Genomic DNA, 16,121 nt, shown 5'->3' with positions numbered 1-16,121 from the left:
TTCCTCATCGCTCCATGTGCGACGCCGCCTTCTGCGGGCCTTGCCGGTCGCATCAGGATCCACGCTAACCAACGCCGACATCGTGTCCACTAAGCCCTCAATGGACACCATGCCGCCCACGCCCGGAACTTAGACCCCAGCCCTCGACCTCAACAGGCGGTCATCAGCGGACGCGTACGACGGACAACGCCTTTGCGGGGTCCTTCAACGGCAAGGTCCGGGCCGAATGCCTGAACACCGCCTGGTTCATGTCCCTCGACGACGCCCGATCAAAATGCGAGGCTTGGCGTAGGGACTACAACGAAAATCGTCCCCACAGCGCGATTGGCGACAAGTGCCCGATCGAGCTGATGAAGGGCGCCGGGACCCATGGCCCACCCGACGCCTGACCGGCGAGAAATCCCGGCCCGGCCTGGTCCAAGGTTGGGGCAAGGTCAGAGCGCTTGGGAGCAGTTCTCCATCCGAGCGTTGTCCCAGCAGCAGGCTCATCGACGGCGTGATCCTTCGTCGGTCAAGCGCTGAGCGATAGGGCTCAGCGGCGTAATGCATCCTCGCTGGCTCTCGGAGAACCGGTTCAGTCTTCTGGGAGTAGATCTGAACAGGAAAGAAGGCCCGGCCCCAGCCGGTCTAAGGTCGGCGGCAAGGTGGCAGCGCGGAAAATTCTAGCGCAGCAAAATCGTGCTTTGGAGATCGGCTTGAGGAGCTGATCGTCACCTCAACTGGCTTGTGCCCGACTTAAGAAACCAACGGTATGCGTCAGTCACGCCGTCATACAGGCTTATGCGTGGCGACCAGTTCATTCTTCTAAGCTTATTGGCGCTCATTAGTTTGCGTGGTGTCCCGTCTGGTTTTGATGCGTCGATAATGATTTTACCTTTGAAGCCGACAACATCGCAAACTAGTTGGCTTAGCTCCAAGATCGTCAGCTCTTCACCCGAGCCGACATTGACGTGCTCAAAATCCGAATAAGTCTTCATAAGGAATATGCATGCGTCGGCGCAGTCATCAGCATTGAGGAATTCCCGGCGCGGCGTGCCAGTCCCCCATATCGTGATGTGGTCGGCACCGGCCATCTTGGCCTCATGGGCCTTGCGGATCAGGGCCGGCAGCACGTGGCTGGTGTTCAGGTCGAAATTGTCGCCGGGGCCATAGAGGTTGGTGGGCATGGCACTGATGAAGTCGCGGCCGTGCTGGCGGCGATAGGCCTGGGCCAGCTTGATGCCGGCGATCTTGGCGATAGCGTACCACTCATTGGTCGGCTCCAGGGGACCGGTAAGCAGCGCGCTCTCGGGGATCGGCTGGGGTGCTTCCTTGGGATAGATGCAGGATGAGCCCAGGAACAATAGCTTCTCCACATCGGCCTGGTGGGCGGCGTGGATGATGTTGGCCTCGATCATCAGGTTTTCATACAGGAAGTCAGCGGGATAGGTGTCGTTGGCTAGGATGCCGCCCACCTTGGCCGCGGCCAGGATGACGGCGTTGGGGCGGGCCTGGTCCATCCACGCCTCCACCTCGGCCTGGCGGCGCAGGTCCAGCTGGTCGCGGCCGGCGGTCAGGACCTCGCAGTCCTCCGACGCCAGACGCCGCACTACGGCCGAGCCGACCATGCCCCGATGCCCGGCGACCCAGATACGCTTGCCCTTGAGGGGGTAGATCACCTCACTCGGCATTTCGGCGTTGCTCCTTAGCGACGGTGATCAGGTCGGCGGCGACCATCTCGGCGCATAGTTGCTGCCATTTGGTCTTGTGGGTCCAGCCGAGCTTGGTTTTGGCCTTGGCCGGATTGCCGATCAGCAGATCGACTTCGGTGGGGCGGAAATAGCGGGGGTCGATCTCCACATAGACCCGGCCAGTCTCCGCGCAGAGGCCGCGCTCGTTCACGCCCTCGCCCTCCCAGCGCAGGGTGACGCCGGTCTGGGCGAAGGCCTCGGTGACGAAGTCGCGGACCACCGTGGTCTCGCCAGTGGCCAGGACATAGTCGTCCGGCTCGTCCTGCTGCAGCATCATCCACATGCCGCGGACATATTCCCGGGCGTGGCCCCAGTCGCGCTTGGCGTCGATGTTTCCGAGATAGAGGCGCTCCTCGTAGCCCAGTTTGATGGCTGCCACCGCGCGCGTGATCTTACGGGTTACGAAGGTTTCCCCGCGCAGGGGACTCTCATGGTTGAACAGGATGCCGTTGGAAGCATGCATGCCATAAGCCTCGCGGTAGTTCACCACGATCCAGTAGCTGTAGAGCTTGGCTACCCCATAGGGGCTGCGGGGATAGAAGGGCGTCGTCTCGCTCTGCGGCACTTCCTGCACCAGGCCGTAAAGTTCGGATGTAGAGGCCTGGTAGAAGCGGGTGGTCTTTTCCAGGCCCAGGATCCGGATGGCCTCGAGCAGGCGCAGGGTGCCGACGGCGTCGGCGTTGGCGGTGTATTCCGGGGTCTCGAAGCTGACCGCCACATGGCTCTGGGCGGCGAGGTTGTAGATCTCGTCGGGACGCACCTGCTGGACGATGCGGATCAGATTTGTGGAGTCGGTCAGATCGCCGTAGTGCAGGATCAGGCGCTGGTCCTCCTCATGTGGGTCCTGATAGAATTGCTCTATCCGCCCAGTATTGAACGAAGACGATCTCCGCTTCAGCCCGTGCACGACGTAGCCCTTGGACAAGAGTAACTCTGTCAGATAAGCGCCGTCCTGCCCGGTGACACCCGTGATCAGGGCGACCTTGCGTTTCGACTTAGAAGTTTCAGTCATCTCGTCCTCAAGTCAGGATCAAATTAGATACAAGGAATTTCATTCCGTTGGAGCCAGCTTCCGCGGATGGCGATGTTCAAGCGCGGCCTCGAAGACGCTGGTGAACCGTTTTGCTATGGCTTCTATATCGAATGAATTCTCCGCGTAACGGCGGCCGGCAGCGCCCATGGCCAGCCGGATGTGCGCGTCGCGCTTTAGGTCTTCGGCCGCAGCCACAAGGGCCTGATGGTCTCCAGGCTCAAATACTCGACCGGCACCTGCTTCCAGGACGATCTTTGCGGAAAGATTTGATGCAGGGGCTGAGAGTATAATTGGCCTTCCAGCGCAAAGGTAGCTCAAGACCTTAGATGGGACAGAGTATCTTCCTGCGTCATTCTCTAGAAGAGCGATGAATGCGTCTGCTGTTCCGAGCATATCTGGGAGATTCTCTATTGGCTCCAGCCCGTTGAGTATCAAATTTGGTCGTGGATTTAAATGTAGCTCTGACCTGAGAGCATCGAAGCCAGCGCCAACCGCCGATACGACCACCTTAGCACTCTTATCTGTTGCGAAATGGTCGGCTATAGCACAAATTGCCATGGGGTCGTGCTTTAGTCCAAGCGTCCCTGAATAGAGAATTACATATTCAGAATCCAGTCCCATCCGCCTTGACCAGGGGTTGTTCTTTTCGACAATAGGTATTTCACTAATTGCTCCCCAGTTGTTTATTATGTGAAATTTACGGTGATCAACATTGATTTTATCGAGCCCAAAGATGAAGTCATCGCTGATGATGACGACAGCGTCGCTACGTCTAAGGAGAGACCTTTCAAGTCGTTCATAGATAGCTGCGACGACCACTCCAGCACCAAGCATTCGCTTCCCAATCAGCTCGCGAATTGCTAGGCTATAGAAATCTTGCATCCAGAATACAAATGCAGAGTCGATTTTTTTCGCAGCTGAAACCAACCGTTTCTGACTCTCAATCGGGGTGTTTCCAGATATAATGATGTCTGGCTTGAATGAAATTATAGCGTCGCCACAATTTCGTCCGTACTCAATGTCTTGAGCGCGGCGCACTAACATTTTGTCTTTTCTGTAGGGCTTCCTAATCTGAACCGGTGCAATCGAGAGATTATCGGGATCCGATGCTTTGCGCTGAGTTGCGCCTTTTGGGCCTGGATCCCCTTCGAAGAAGAGGTGCATGACCTCATGCCCATCGCGTGCGAGCTGACGTGAGAGTTCAAACACGAACGGGTGCCCTGCGTAATCGTGGACCGCTATGCGCATGATTGAACTCTGAAGCTATCGAAGACGACGCCAGCAGTGAGGTGGCTTTTCATGGCTCAGCCCACCGCCGCCATGAGCCGGTCCTTCAGCTCTGCTCTGCAGACGACCAGGTCGGGGAGATAGGTGTCCTTGCGGTTATAGACCATGGGCGCGCCGTCGAGCCGTGAGACATGGAAGCCTGCCGCCAGCGCGACCGCCACGGGGGCGGCTGAATCCCACTCGTATTGGCCGCCGGCATGCACATAGGCGTGGGCTTCGCCGCGGACCACGGCCATCACCTTGGCACCGGCGGAGCCCATGGGGACGAGCTCGGCGCCCAGGATCTCGGCTGCGCGGCTGGCGACCTCAGGGGGCCTAGAGCGGCTAACCAGGATCTTCAGGCCGTCCGGTGCGTCTGGCATGGGTGGTGGGGTGGCGGTGTCGAGCACCATGCCCAGGCCGGGGAGGGCGACGGCGCCGATGGTTGGATGACCGTCGATGCACAGGGCTACGTGAATCGCCCAATCGTCGCGACCCTCGGAGAACTCCCGGGTTCCGTCTAGGGGGTCGATAACCCAGACCCGGGAGCGGCCCAGGCGGCTCTCGTCGTCGGCGGCCTCCTCGGACAGGACCGCGTCGTGGGGGCGAAGTGCCGAAAGGCTATGGCTCAGGAACCCCTGGCCGACGGCGTCGCCAAGCCCACCGAGGAACTTGCCGGTCAGCATAGTCTGGTTTCGGGCCAACAGAAGAAGCTGGCCAGCCTGACTTGCCAGGGCGCTGGCCAGACGGGCGTCATCCGATAGGCTGTACGCTTGCGACATCAGAAGCCAGGCTCCTCCCGGCGATACTTGAGGCGCTGGCGATAGGTTTCGCCAAGTCGCATAAAACAGGTGAGATAAGTTGGCCTAGTAGGAACCGCTGCGCATCAGCACGGCCGGCACCGTGGCGGCCATGATCTGGACGTAGCGACGGACACCGATGGTCTTGGCGTACAACACGTCCAAGGCCACCCGGCGGTGATAGGAGACATCGTTGCGGCCGTTCACCTGCCATAGGCCTGTGACCCCCGGCTTGACCGCGCAGTAATATGGGAACCAACGACCATAGCGCGGAACCTCAGCGGCCACGATGGGCCGAGGTCCCACCAGACTCATCTCGCCCTTCAGCACGTTAAAAAGCTGCGGCAGCTCATCGAGGCTAGACTTGCGCAGGAAGGCCCCAAGCGACGTGATGCGCGGATCATTGCGCAGCTTGTGGTCGGCTTCCCATTCCTTGCGGGCTTCAACATCGCGGGCCAGCAGGGCGTTGAGCCGGGCTTCGGCGTCGATCACCATGGTGCGGAACTTAAGGCACTTAAAGGCCTTGCCGCCTTCGCCGATCCGGCTCTGGCGGAAGAGCGCAGGGCCACCGTCCTGGGCGCGGATCATCATCGCAATGGCTAGCATCAGTGGTGCGATAAAGATCAAAACAGACAGGGCGATAAGGATGTCAAGAAACCGACACAGATCGAGGCTGAGCTGATGAGCTAGTTTGCGCGGCTTGGTCGCAGAATACCGCCCATACTCCCCCAGGCCTGGAAGGGCCGTACTCTCAAGAGCGATGTCCTTCGTCCCGGAAAGAAACACGATGCAGCCCCCTACGGTTGTCGCGGTCTTTACCCTGCGAATTTAGGGCCATCCAGCCCTTTCAACGCGAGGTGGAAAGAACTTATTGGCGCTCAACGCGCCAGGCGCCAGCTAGGCAGGCGCCCAAAGTGTGCGGTGCGGCAAGAATTCATCATATTGCGGCGCTCCTGAGCCTGGGCAGGCCTTCCGTATGCCATCGCCAGGCGCTGTCGAGGATGTCGTTCAGCCCATATTGCGGCGCCCAGCCGAGCACCTCGCGGGCCTTGCGGTTGTCGGCGACGAGGGCAGGGGCGTCGCCCTCCCGACGCGGGGCGTCGGTGACCTCGAACGGGCGGCTCGATACGGCGCTTATGGCGTCGACCAGTTCCTGGACCGTGCAGCCGGTCCCGGTGCCCAGATTGAAGGCGGCGCTTTCGCCGTCCGCCAGCAGATGCTTCAGCGCACGAACATGGGCGTCGGCCAGATCCAGGACATGGATATAGTCGCGAACCGCCGTCCCATCCCGGGTCGGATAGTCCCGGCCGAAAACCTTGAAGCCGGCGTTTGCGCCCATGGCCGCAGCGATGGCCAGCGGAATGGCGTGGGTCTCCGGATCGTGCCACTCGCCGATGCGAGCCTCAAAATCGGCGCCGGCGGCGTTGAAGTAGCGCAGGCAGACCGACCGAAATCCACTGTAGCGGTCCAGGTCGCTCAGGACCTGCTCGACCATCAGCTTGGTGCGGCCATAGGGACTGAGCGGGACTTGCGGATGGGTCTCGTCCATCGGGATCTGCTGGGGGTCGCCATAGGTGGCGCAGGTCGAGGAGAAGACCATAGCGCCGACGCCGGCCCGGCGGGCGGCGTCGATTAGGGTCAGGGCGCCGGAGACATTGTTGTCGTAGAAGCGGTCGGGGTGACGCACCGACTCGCCGACCTCGATCAGGGCCGCAAAGTGCAGGACGGCCACGGGTCTGTGCCTGGCGAAGACCTCGTCCAGGCGCGCGGCGTCACGGATGTCGCCGACCTCCAGCGGGCCCCATTGGGCGAACTCGGCATGCCCATTGCTGAGATTGTCATAGGCGACGGGGAGAAACCCGGCCTCCGCCAGGCGAAGACTGGTGTGCGAGCCCACATAGCCCGCGCCTCCCGTGACCAAGACCGTCGGCATGCTACTTTCCACTTTCACCCCTAGGCCGTTTAGCCGCCGGTCCGCTCGCCATGACGACAGGACCAAGACAAATTTGAGAGGGCCGCTCTTCGGGCGAGGGCGTGATGAGTCGTCGTGATTCCCATGCGGCGCGAAGGCGATCGAAGTCCGCGAGCGTCCACTTGTGAGCCCAAGCCGCAAAGATCAGGAGAGTCTTCGCGCAGAGAGAGTTTGTTAGCCGCCACCTGTTATCACCTCCTGGACCTTCGGGAGGAACCGGACGTGGGCGCCAAACTCAAGCCTTTGACCGCAGAAGCGGTCGCAACACCTGACGCTGCCTCGCCGGAGCCTGCGCTCTGGTCGGCCAGACTGGCTTCGCCGAGTGATCTCGGCGCCGAAAGTCCGGCCCTGCGGCTCCAGGACCATCTGCGCCGCTCGCTCGAGGCGGCGCCGCAGGATAACTGGTCGGCCCGCAGAACCCTGGCCTTTGTGGTCGCAACCTGCAGCGCCTTCTGGATCGCCACAGCGCTACTCTTCCAGCTGGTGGCCCGCGCGCTCGGCTGAGCTCGCGGACCGCCGATCTGGATCAGCTCACATAGTACTTCTTGTACTCTGCGTAGTAGTAGCCGGGGTCGCCATAGCCATACTTGGCCTGCTGCTTCATATCGACCTGAGTGAGCGCAACGCCTGCCAGATGGGCGCCTGTCCCAGACAGAAGCCGGAAGGCCGCTTCAATCGCGTGCTGCGGCGTCTTGCGCCAATGAGCCAGGAACACCACCACGTCTGCCTTCGGGGCGAGAACCCGGGTGTCCGCGACGGGAAGTACGGGCGCCGTGTCCAGGATCACCAGATCGTAGGTGCGACGGAGCTCTTCCAGGAGGCGGTCCATGGCCGCCGAACCGAACACGTCCTTGGGCGTCATGCTGGACTTGGCGAGCGGCAGCAGGCGAGCGCCGGTTGTCTGATCGACCGTCAGGACCTCGTCCAGCGTCGCTTCGCCGGCCAGGACCTCGATCAGGCCGCGGGCAGGCTCTGCGCCAAACAAGCGGTTCACTGAGCGTCGACGCAAGTCGCAGTCGACTAGGATGACCTTGAGGCCCTGCTGGGCCGCAGAGCGGGCCAGGCAGACCGAGGTCGTGGTCTTGCCTTCACCGGGCAGGGAGGAGGTGATGGCAACCACCTTCACGCCTTCACCAAGCCTGGAATAGATCACAGAAGCCCGCAGGTTTCGGAAGGCTTCAGCAAAGCTAGAGAGCGGCTTTTCGATCACATAGTCGATGGGCGAGCTGGCCTTGCCTTCGGCGACCGAGGCCAGGAGCGGCACGGCGCCGAGGTAGGAGACCTCGAGGCGATGTTCCACATCCTCCGCCGTCGCCAGGCCAGAGTCGAGCATTTCGGCGAGAACCACAGCACCAAGGCCACAACCCATGGCTAGCACCAGACCCAAGGCGAGGTTCAAGGGCACCTTCGGCGAGCTTTGGCCGGTCGGGATGGTGGCGGAGGAGACGACGCGCGCGTCGGACTGCTCGATGCCCTGCTGCGAGCTCGTCTCCTTGTAGCGGTTCAGGTAGCTCTCATAGAGGGTGCGGCTAGCCTCTGCGGTACGTTCCAACTCGTTCAGCCGGACCTGGGCTTGGTTGTTGCCCACCAGCGTGCCGCGCGCGTTCGACAGGCTGCCAGAAATTGCTCCAGCGCGTTGGCGCGAGACCTGAACCTTGGCTTCAAGGTTGGAGATGATGCGCTGGATTTCGGCCTGAATCTGAGCGTCGATATCAGTCAGCTGCCGGTTAGCCGTGAGCATTTCAGGATGTCGCTCCCCATAGCGGCCCTGCAAATCTGCGACCTTCGCAGAGACGGTTGCCCGCTGTTCCCGCAGCTTTTGGATAACCGGCGAGCTCAGCGCCTCCCCGAGGTCATCGCCAGAGGACCCGCGGGCCAGTTGGCTCCGGGCTGTGCTCAAGCGTGCCTCATCTTCAGCCACCTGCGCGCGAGCCTGCGAGAGCGTCATGTTGTAGTTGGAGATTTCAGTTTCAGTGAGGTTCGTGCCGGCGGCGCTCAGGAGGTTGTTGGCGATGCGGTAGTTCTGGACTGCCGCCTCGTCGGTGAGGACCTGCTGGCGCAGCCCCTCAAGGCGCGAATTCAGCCAGGTATTAGCCTGCTGTGTGGCGTCGAACTTTGCCTCAAGCTGCTCGAGCAAGTAAAGCTCGGCGAACTTATTGGCGATGGTGGCAGCCTTGGTCGCGCTCGCCGACTCAAAATTGACATTGATCACATAGGTGAGGCCCGCCCGACGCACTGACAGTCGGCTGAGCACCGCGTCCACAATGCGCTCTTGAGCCTTCTGTTGCGCGATCGGGTCGTCCGGGATATCCCTGGGTTTCGCCGCGCCGAACACGCCTAGGACAGAATCCTTGATGTTCGAAAGGACGCTCGGCGGTGCCAGCTCAGCGTTAAACTCCGGGTCTTGCGAGAGCTGCAACGCATTGACGACGCGCTCGGCGAGGCGACGCGACTTCAGGATTTCTACCTCGGTGTCGACGACGCTTGAATCGGCCGATAGACCCGATAGCACAGCCTCAGCGCTGACTACCCGCTCTTGACGCGTATCGAGCATCACATTCGCGGTCGCCGTATACATCGGCGTGGCCGTGAAGGTGATGAAGATGGCCGCCAAGAAGACGAGGGCGGCGACGGCGGCGAACAGGCGAACACGGCGCCGGAATATGTTGAAGAGCCGGCGCAGATCAAACTGATCGGCCAGCCCGCCGCTGGCGCGATGGCCGCCCGGCATTCCTCCGGCCTCCTCAAAGTTGGGGTCGGCGGAGGGATGGGAGAAAGCATTCATGGAAATTGTTGTCCCGAAACAGGCCTTGCCACTTTGCCGGTCTGCAAGCCAGAGGCCAGTGAAGGCCGAAAGACGCCGGGAGGAAAACGGCCGGATCCGATTGGATCCGGCCGATCAAACTAGAACTGGAGAGCGAGCGTCGCGCCGACCTTGTTGACCTTGAAGTCCTGCCCGCCGACGCCGCTGGAATCCATCTCCATGTGGCTGTAGGCGAGCGTCACGCCGACGTGACGGTTCAGCAGATAGGTAGCGCCGACCCCTGCGTTAAAACGATCATCTTCCCGGGTGATGCCTTGATAGTCATCCTTCCCCTTCGAGACATTGCCCGTGAGGATGACGTTACGCATGAGTTCGTGGTCAACCTTCACGCCCAGATTGGCCGAGGTGTAACCGGCCGAGCCGGGGGAGGCGCTTTCCTCGATGGTCCGAGACCCGGTGAATGTCACCGTCGTGAGCTGGGTGGGGAACCACTCCACCTGCGCCCGGGCGCCGAACCCATCGATGTCGCTCAGGGTCGGATCATCATACTCTTGGCTGAGATAGCCGACGGCGATTTCGCCCCGCGCAGTGGCGCCAAGTTCGAAGTTCGAGCCGACCAGCGCCTGGGTGCCTTCAGAATCCCGCACCAGCGTCACAGCGGGGCGGGCGAGACGATAGTCGCGCACGTTGCGGCTGACTTCGAGGAAGATCGCCGTCGCTGGGCTCACCGCATAGTCAGCGCGCGCGGTGATCACATGCTCATCGCGGTCGCGATATTGCTGCGTGATCGGGCCGCCAGCGGGGTTGCGACCGTCTTCGTAGTCGAAGCTCTTGAAGGCATAGCCTCCAGAAAGCCGCAGTCGATTCAGCTCATGGCTGACGGCTGCGCGGGCCGCCGTCGTTTCGTACTCAGTCGGCTCGACGGCGCCCAGAACCGCGTTCGGAGAGGTCCGCGGCTCAACGAGATCGGCCCAATCGAAACCAAGCGTGATGAAGCTGTTGCGCTGCATGTCGATCTGCGCCGCGGCGCCGACCGAGATGTCTTCGGAATTCTCGGTGTCGAAATCCTGGTAGCGCAGGATCGAGGAGCGCGCATAGGCGTTCAGAGAGTGCCGAGACCAATCCGAGGAGATCGAGATTTCCGGGGCGACCCGCCAGATCAGGTCATCGGTCTCGCCGCCGTCGGTGGCGTAGATGTTGTCGTTGTGCTCAACGCCCAAGGACAGCTTCGGATAGGCCATGAAGGCGCCCATGCGCAGACCAACAGCTTGGTAGCCGTCGCGCGGGCGCTGCATCACCGAAACATTGCGGTCGCGAGCGAAATTCGTTTGGGCGTCAGCTGCTGCCGCCATACGGCCAGCGGACTGAGCGGCCGCCGGGCTGGTGAGACCGGCGGCAATCGCAATCGCCGCCCCGGCCATGAGGACTCTCTTGTCCGCTGTCACGGGAATACCCCTAGTTTCATGGGCCGCGCAGCGCGCGTGCCCAGGTTGAGATTGTCAGGTCTGGGCCAGAGCAGGCGCCGCTCAGTGAGCGGCGCGCCGTTCTGTGCGTAAGCTAGGTTTTACGGCGTCGCACCGGGCGGCACGTAGATCGGCGCGGTGATGGTGGTGGGCGGCGCCGGCGGCGGCGGCGCCCCAGCCGGGGCGGCGGCGGCGGGCGCCTGGGCGACAGCGAGCTGAGCAGCGGCCGACGCCGTCGAGATCGCGGCCGTCACGGCCGGCGTGCTGATGCCTTGCGCGGCAAGAATGGTCGCCGACTGGGTGACCGCGGCAGCCACCACGTCGGCCGGCAGGCCGCTGGCCGCGACGGTCGAGGCGATGGCGGCTTCCACAGCGGCTTCCTGAGCTTCCTCAGACATGCCTTCGGTAGCCGCCACGGCTTCCGCGACGGCTTCGGCGATGGCCTCGGCAAGGGCCTCAACCTGCGCGGCTTCGGTCGTGGTCTGGGCGATCGCCACAGCGGCCGGGAGCGCGACGAGACCGAAACCGGTGACTGCAACCATGGCGCGCGCCACGGCGCTGGCGCCAATCACTTTGAGGCTCATGTCGCCTCTCCCCTTAAAAACGTTAACGGCGTAGCTGCCGTGCTCCTCCTATGGCCACAAGATGCGGCGTTTCTCAAGGGGGTTCGTGCTGTGGTGCAGTATTAGGGCCCCAAACTGTGTCATTCTCGCGCGTCGATTGAACCGGGTCCGCCTCTTCTTGCGGCATAGGCAAGTTCGAGCGCGCGTTTGTGCCCTATTTGGGGGGGCTGCGCTTCAGTCGCTCACGCCAGAATACCGCAGGCACCACGCCTGCCGGCGAGGTGACAGCCTCCAGCGTCGCGACCATTTCCCGCCGACGCGACGTTTTTAAGAAAGTGGTGGCCTCGGTCTCGACCTGCTTCCGCAGCTCAGGTGTCAGGTCACCCCAATACTCAAGGGCGAAGCCAACACGCCAAGTCGAGACATATTGGTCCAGCGGGAGCAACTCATAGGAGAGCGCGAGGTGCCCTAAGCCCTCGGCGCTGAGCTCTCCGTCCAGACTATCAAGATACGCCAGCCGCAGACGCGAGCTGGAATCATAGGGCGCTTGCGAGAGCGCCCGCTGACTGGCCGCGGCCGCGGCCGCCTGGTCCGGTGGCGTTGCGACCAGCGCCGCATTGGCCGCATGGCTTTGGCCTAGGGTCAACACCAGGGGGGAGGAAAGCGGGCTCGACTGGGGAGACAGGGCCGCAAGGGCTGCCGCCACCAGTCCCAGGGTCGTGAGGGGGAGGAGCACCAAGCCTGTGATCTTCAGGGCGACTGCAGGGGGTTTCATCGCTGCGAACCCTGCGACATGGAAAACTGGAGCCCCAGTAAGTAGGCCCACATCAGGGCGACCGACGGCGTCTGCAAGGCGAAGTCAGTGAACCCATGGACCAGGACGGCGAGATTGGCGGCCAATAGGGCGAAGAGGACGTAGGTCATTCGCGTGCGGCGCAAGCCCCGCCAGAGGCTGATGGCGATCACCGCGGCGATGGCCCCAAACATCGGCAATGCGCCGACCAGCCCCGCTTCCTCCAGCCACTGCAGATAGACATTGTGCGTCGCTCTGACCGTCCACATGGAGCTGAAGGTCGTGGCGTCGAGCAAGATTCGGTGAATGGTGTCGAAGGTCCCAAGGCCATAGCCACCGATCGGGGCCGCCAGGAAGGCGCGCCAGTGCATGGCGAACATTTCCGCGCGGCTGCTGGCGTCCTGATCGAAATTGGCGAACCGGCCCAGCAGTCGCTCACCGACAAAGTAGAGGCTGGCCAAAGCCGCCACGACCGCGGCGAGCATGATCAGGGTGACCCGGCTCCAGCTCACCCGCCCAGCGAAGAACAGAATGATGACGAGGCCAAGAACGCCAACCGCCGTTCCCAGGGCCGCGCCCCTTGAGGCCGTGGCCAGCAGGCAGCCCACCAGGATGATCAAGGCCGCCCAATAGCCGGTCGCCGCCTGCAGAGCCTGCCCGGCACGCACCCCGCGCAAATCGCGCAGCAATGGGCCTAAGGTGACGATGACCATCATGGCGAAGAAGGTGCCCGCCGTATTGGGGCTCATCAGGGTCCCTTCGAGGCGACCCCTTTGGGTCTGATACTGCGTCCCAGTGGCGAAGCTGAAAAAGGCCCAGAGGCCGAAGATAGCCGCCAAGGCGATCATCAGATTGACCGTAGTCTTCGCCCGCGCGTCTGAGGCGCCCGTGGCTGCGCCGACGAGAAAGATGCAGCCCAGACCAAGGAGCTTGATCAGCTCCAAGGTGGTAGCCGAACGGTCGATTGTGGCGGCGCCTGGTGTCTGTCCCACATAGGCCCAAACAGGGTGGACACCGGCGGGGCCAAAGGGGGTTAGGGACAAGACCCCGGCGAGCAACACCAGGCCGAACAAAACGGCGGGAATGGCGAGCCCCCGGACCCGCAGAAGATCGCGCCGGACGCTCGGGATTGCGATGCAGGCGAGCAACAGGAGGGCCGCAGCGCCCACGGTGATCAGGCTCGCCTCAATCCGCAGGGCGCCATAGGCGAGGTGGGCCAGAAAGATCAGGCCAAGGCCAGCCAGCGCCAGTCCAGCCCCTTCGGGCGGCGGCCAAAGACGGCGGCGGGGACTTTCGTCCTCGCGCGATCGACCTGCGCTGCGTCCTGAGCCCACCTGCCGCCTCTTCCCCTTAACGCCGCACCGTCAGCGCCCCAATTCGGCGCAGCCTTGGGGCGTGCCCCAGCCGCACCGATAAGGAGGGCGTGAACCGGGGCGCCCGCGCTCGCCAGAGGTTTCTCCTAGTGGAGGAGTCCGCGCAAGGGGGCGCCGCTCGCCAGGGCCAGGGTCATTGTCGGCGCAGGCTCATCTTTTGCGGTCGACTGCGGATTGGCGCCGTTGGGACGGCCGTTGAAGGTCTCAGCGTTGAGGCGCCGCTGGGGCGTAACCGGCGCCGGAAGCTCGGCGGCGACCAGTCGGGCGCCCGTGGCGTCGGCTGCTGGAGCCTCATGGGCTGACGGTTCGCTGATAGGCGTAAGGCTGACCATGGCCCAACGGAAGGGCGCGCCAGCGACCTGGCGTTCGCGCCAGGTGAGGTTCGCCTTGCGCCAAGGCAGGATCCAGGGCGTCAGGCTGTCGAGCACATAGTCCCCCTGGTCGGTAGACACCAACAAGACCGCGTGGCTTTCCCCCCAGCTCGTTGTGGCGACGGCGATGGACAGGGCGGTCTCTGGCACGCCTTCAGCCAGCAAGGCCCGGCGCTTTTCCAGCACATAGTCTTCACAGTCGCCGTACTGGCCCCCTTGCGCCAGAGGCGTCGCCCACTTGTCGAGAACCCCATAGGTCTGAATGTCGGCGCGCCGGACAATCTGCCGGTTCACCTTGTCATTGATACGGGTGAGCTGACTCCAGAAGGCCGGCGTCAGGGCAGGGGGCTTGGCTCGCACAGCCGTGGCTCTGGCTTCTGGGGCGAGGGCGCGGGGCGAGACGTTGGCGGGGGCTTCCCCAAGGCGCTGCAGCCGCGGGGTCGCATCACTTGAGCCAACACTAACCTGTAGCAGAGCAGGGGAAGGCGCCGCCGGGCCAGCGGGCTTGACCATGGCCTCTTCGATCGCGGCGTTGGACCGCTCAGCAGCGTCTCTGCGCAGGCGAGCTTCAGCAAATGCTGTGGCCCAGTTCACATTGTGTCCCGAGACGGCCGCCGTGGTCGTCGTCCGGATGCCGGCCATCACCAGTCGGGCCTCAGCATCGTTGCGTCGCGCCAGTTCGACCTCAGCCACCTTACGCACGACCGCGGCCGGCGCTCCACCGCAGTCCTGCGGCTGCCTTTGGCAGAAGTCGAGATAGCCGGTCGGGGCCGAGGCGGCCACGCCCAGGCCCATGGGGGTGCTCGTCTCAGGGAGCGTGGCGCACGCCGCTAGGGTTATTGAAGCACTAACGATCGCTGCTTGAGTAAACAGAGTCTTTTTGACCAACACCGCACCCACCCCTTCTGGAGTTCTGTTGCGCGATGTTTACGATAAAGCGCCTTAAGCATTGCTGTAGTTATAGGGTATACACATCTCTACGAAACTCGGTTGCTGTGCTGTTAAGGTTTACATCATCTGAATGGGCTGTTCATCCCTGGTAAATGTTCTATTCTGCTTTTGTTATCCTTAGTCGGACCCGTCGCCCGGCTAGGGCTCCATAGGAGTTTCCCGTTTCGCCGCACTGCGGTAGAAGGGAGGTTGTGGGGGACGCTTAAGAGATGTGGAGCGTGGTTTAGATGCAGAGGTTCTTGTCCCTGCTGGTCGCTATGGCGGCCCTTTGTGCAGCGGCCTTCGCCCCAGCAGCGGTGAGCGCCCAAGAGGCGGCGGTCGCTGAGGTGCGTATCTTGCCGGAATACCGTCTAGGCTCCGGCGATAAGGTGCGGGTCATCACCTATGGGGAGGAGAGCCTGACCGGCGAGTTCTTCGTGGGCGGCTCAGGCAACATCTCCCTGCCGCTGATCGGCGAGGTGAAGGCCCAGGGCCTGACCATTCCCGAGATTCAAGCGACCATCGAAACGGCGCTCAAGGAAGGCTATCTGCGCGACCCGCGGGTGAGCGTTGAGGTTCTCAACTATCGGCCCTTCTATATCCTTGGGGAGGTCCAGAGCCCGGGTGAGTACCCCTACACCAACGGCCTGTCGGTCCTGAACGCCGTCGCCACGGCCGGTGGGTTCACCTACCGGGCCAATAACCGTCGGGTGTTCATTAAGCGTAGCGACACCGACGATGAACGGGAGTTTCCCTTGACCCCCATGACGCCGGTGGCCCCTGGCGACACCATTCGGATCGCTGAACGCTTCTTCTGATCAGGCTTAGCGAACAGCACTTCGAGAGCCGCTCTGCAGGGTAAGGCCCCCGCGAGCGGCTCTTTCTCGTTAAGGCGCCTGCCTTGCCCAGGCGCTCGCCCCTTCGGCGGTTGACCTGAAGCGACCTATCGGCTTGAGGGCGCCCAGGGTGAGCGGCTTGGCCATTGAATTGCGCTGCGCATGCGCCTCTCCTGGTTGCAGGAGAGCTCGTTATGCACCCAGGTCACCTATCCGTTGCAAACCCC

14 protein-coding genes and 1 pseudogene are annotated in these 16,121 nt (G+C 62.6%); 3 read left to right on the top strand and 12 right to left on the bottom strand.

Translation table 11 applies throughout. The annotated features are described in order from the left end of the window. Positions 1-173: 173 nt before the first annotated feature. Positions 174-389, top strand: a pseudogene (locus Q8N19_RS05620) (transposase); the annotation flags it as partial. Between the two features lie 321 nt (positions 390-710). Here Q8N19_RS05620 and Q8N19_RS05615 read toward each other — a convergent pair. From Q8N19_RS05615 to galE, 6 genes are all read right to left on the bottom strand, one after another. After that, entirely contained in the window at positions 711-1,670 is a 960-nt protein-coding gene (locus Q8N19_RS05615; protein ID WP_305588616.1) for a GDP-L-fucose synthase, read from the bottom strand. Then, on the bottom strand, positions 1,660-2,742 hold the full coding sequence (gene gmd / locus Q8N19_RS05610) for a GDP-mannose 4,6-dehydratase (protein WP_305588615.1): 1,083 nt from the start codon (positions 2,740-2,742) through the stop codon (positions 1,660-1,662). Before gmd ends, Q8N19_RS05615 begins: the two co-directional genes overlap by 11 nt. A gap of 39 nt (positions 2,743-2,781) precedes the next feature. Further along, positions 2,782-4,011 carry a glycosyltransferase family 4 protein gene (locus Q8N19_RS05605; protein WP_305588614.1) on the bottom strand — a complete coding sequence of 410 codons (1,230 nt, stop codon included), beginning with the start codon at positions 4,009-4,011 and terminating at the stop codon, positions 2,782-2,784. Positions 4,012-4,067: 56 nt separating this feature from the next. Further along, on the bottom strand, positions 4,068-4,811 hold the full coding sequence (locus Q8N19_RS05600; RefSeq protein WP_305588613.1) for a 3'(2'),5'-bisphosphate nucleotidase CysQ: 744 nt from the start codon (positions 4,809-4,811) through the stop codon (positions 4,068-4,070). 84 nt (positions 4,812-4,895) lie between these two features. Next, complete coding sequence (locus Q8N19_RS05595; protein ID WP_305588612.1) at positions 4,896-5,615, bottom strand: sugar transferase; 720 nt, start codon at positions 5,613-5,615, stop codon at positions 4,896-4,898. 151 nt (positions 5,616-5,766) lie between these two features. Then, positions 5,767-6,762: a UDP-glucose 4-epimerase GalE gene (galE, locus tag Q8N19_RS05590; RefSeq protein WP_305588611.1), complete on the bottom strand. Its 996-nt coding sequence runs from the start codon at positions 6,760-6,762 to the stop codon at positions 5,767-5,769. A gap of 261 nt (positions 6,763-7,023) precedes the next feature. Between galE and Q8N19_RS05585 the strand changes: the two genes are divergently transcribed. Further along, positions 7,024-7,305 (top strand): hypothetical protein, encoded by a 282-nt coding sequence (locus Q8N19_RS05585; RefSeq protein ID WP_305588610.1) that lies wholly within the window; start codon positions 7,024-7,026, stop codon positions 7,303-7,305. Between the two features lie 22 nt (positions 7,306-7,327). Here Q8N19_RS05585 and Q8N19_RS05580 read toward each other — a convergent pair whose 3' ends face one another. The 6 genes from Q8N19_RS05580 to Q8N19_RS05555 form a co-directional block, all read right to left on the bottom strand. Then, complete coding sequence (locus tag Q8N19_RS05580) at positions 7,328-9,586, bottom strand: polysaccharide biosynthesis tyrosine autokinase (protein ID WP_305588609.1); 2,259 nt, start codon at positions 9,584-9,586, stop codon at positions 7,328-7,330. Between the two features lie 119 nt (positions 9,587-9,705). Then, a complete protein-coding gene (locus Q8N19_RS05575) occupies positions 9,706-10,986 on the bottom strand; it encodes an outer membrane beta-barrel protein (protein ID WP_305588608.1) in 1,281 nt (426 codons plus the stop codon). Between the two features lie 143 nt (positions 10,987-11,129). Further along, the gene (locus Q8N19_RS05570; protein ID WP_305588607.1) at positions 11,130-11,612 is read right to left on the bottom strand and encodes a hypothetical protein; all 483 of its coding nucleotides are present in this window, start codon (positions 11,610-11,612) and stop codon (positions 11,130-11,132) included. A 193-nt stretch (positions 11,613-11,805) separates the two neighbouring features. Next, the gene (locus Q8N19_RS05565) at positions 11,806-12,330 is read right to left on the bottom strand and encodes a hypothetical protein (RefSeq protein WP_305588606.1); all 525 of its coding nucleotides are present in this window, start codon (positions 12,328-12,330) and stop codon (positions 11,806-11,808) included. 32 nt (positions 12,331-12,362) lie between these two features. Beyond that, positions 12,363-13,718, bottom strand: coding sequence for an O-antigen ligase (locus Q8N19_RS05560; RefSeq protein ID WP_305588605.1), 1,356 nt, complete (start codon positions 13,716-13,718; stop codon positions 12,363-12,365). 125 nt (positions 13,719-13,843) lie between these two features. Further along, on the bottom strand, positions 13,844-14,923 hold the full coding sequence (locus tag Q8N19_RS05555) for a transglutaminase-like cysteine peptidase (RefSeq protein ID WP_305588604.1): 1,080 nt from the start codon (positions 14,921-14,923) through the stop codon (positions 13,844-13,846). Between the two features lie 383 nt (positions 14,924-15,306). Between Q8N19_RS05555 and Q8N19_RS05550 the strand changes: the two genes are divergently transcribed. Next, a complete protein-coding gene (locus Q8N19_RS05550) occupies positions 15,307-15,876 on the top strand; it encodes a polysaccharide biosynthesis/export family protein (protein WP_305588603.1) in 570 nt (189 codons plus the stop codon). Positions 15,877-16,121 lie beyond the last annotated feature (245 nt).

This window comes from Phenylobacterium sp., from assembly GCF_030693405.1.
Classification (GTDB): domain Bacteria; phylum Pseudomonadota; class Alphaproteobacteria; order Caulobacterales; family Caulobacteraceae; genus Phenylobacterium.
This window is presented reverse-complemented; position numbering and strand designations above follow the sequence as displayed.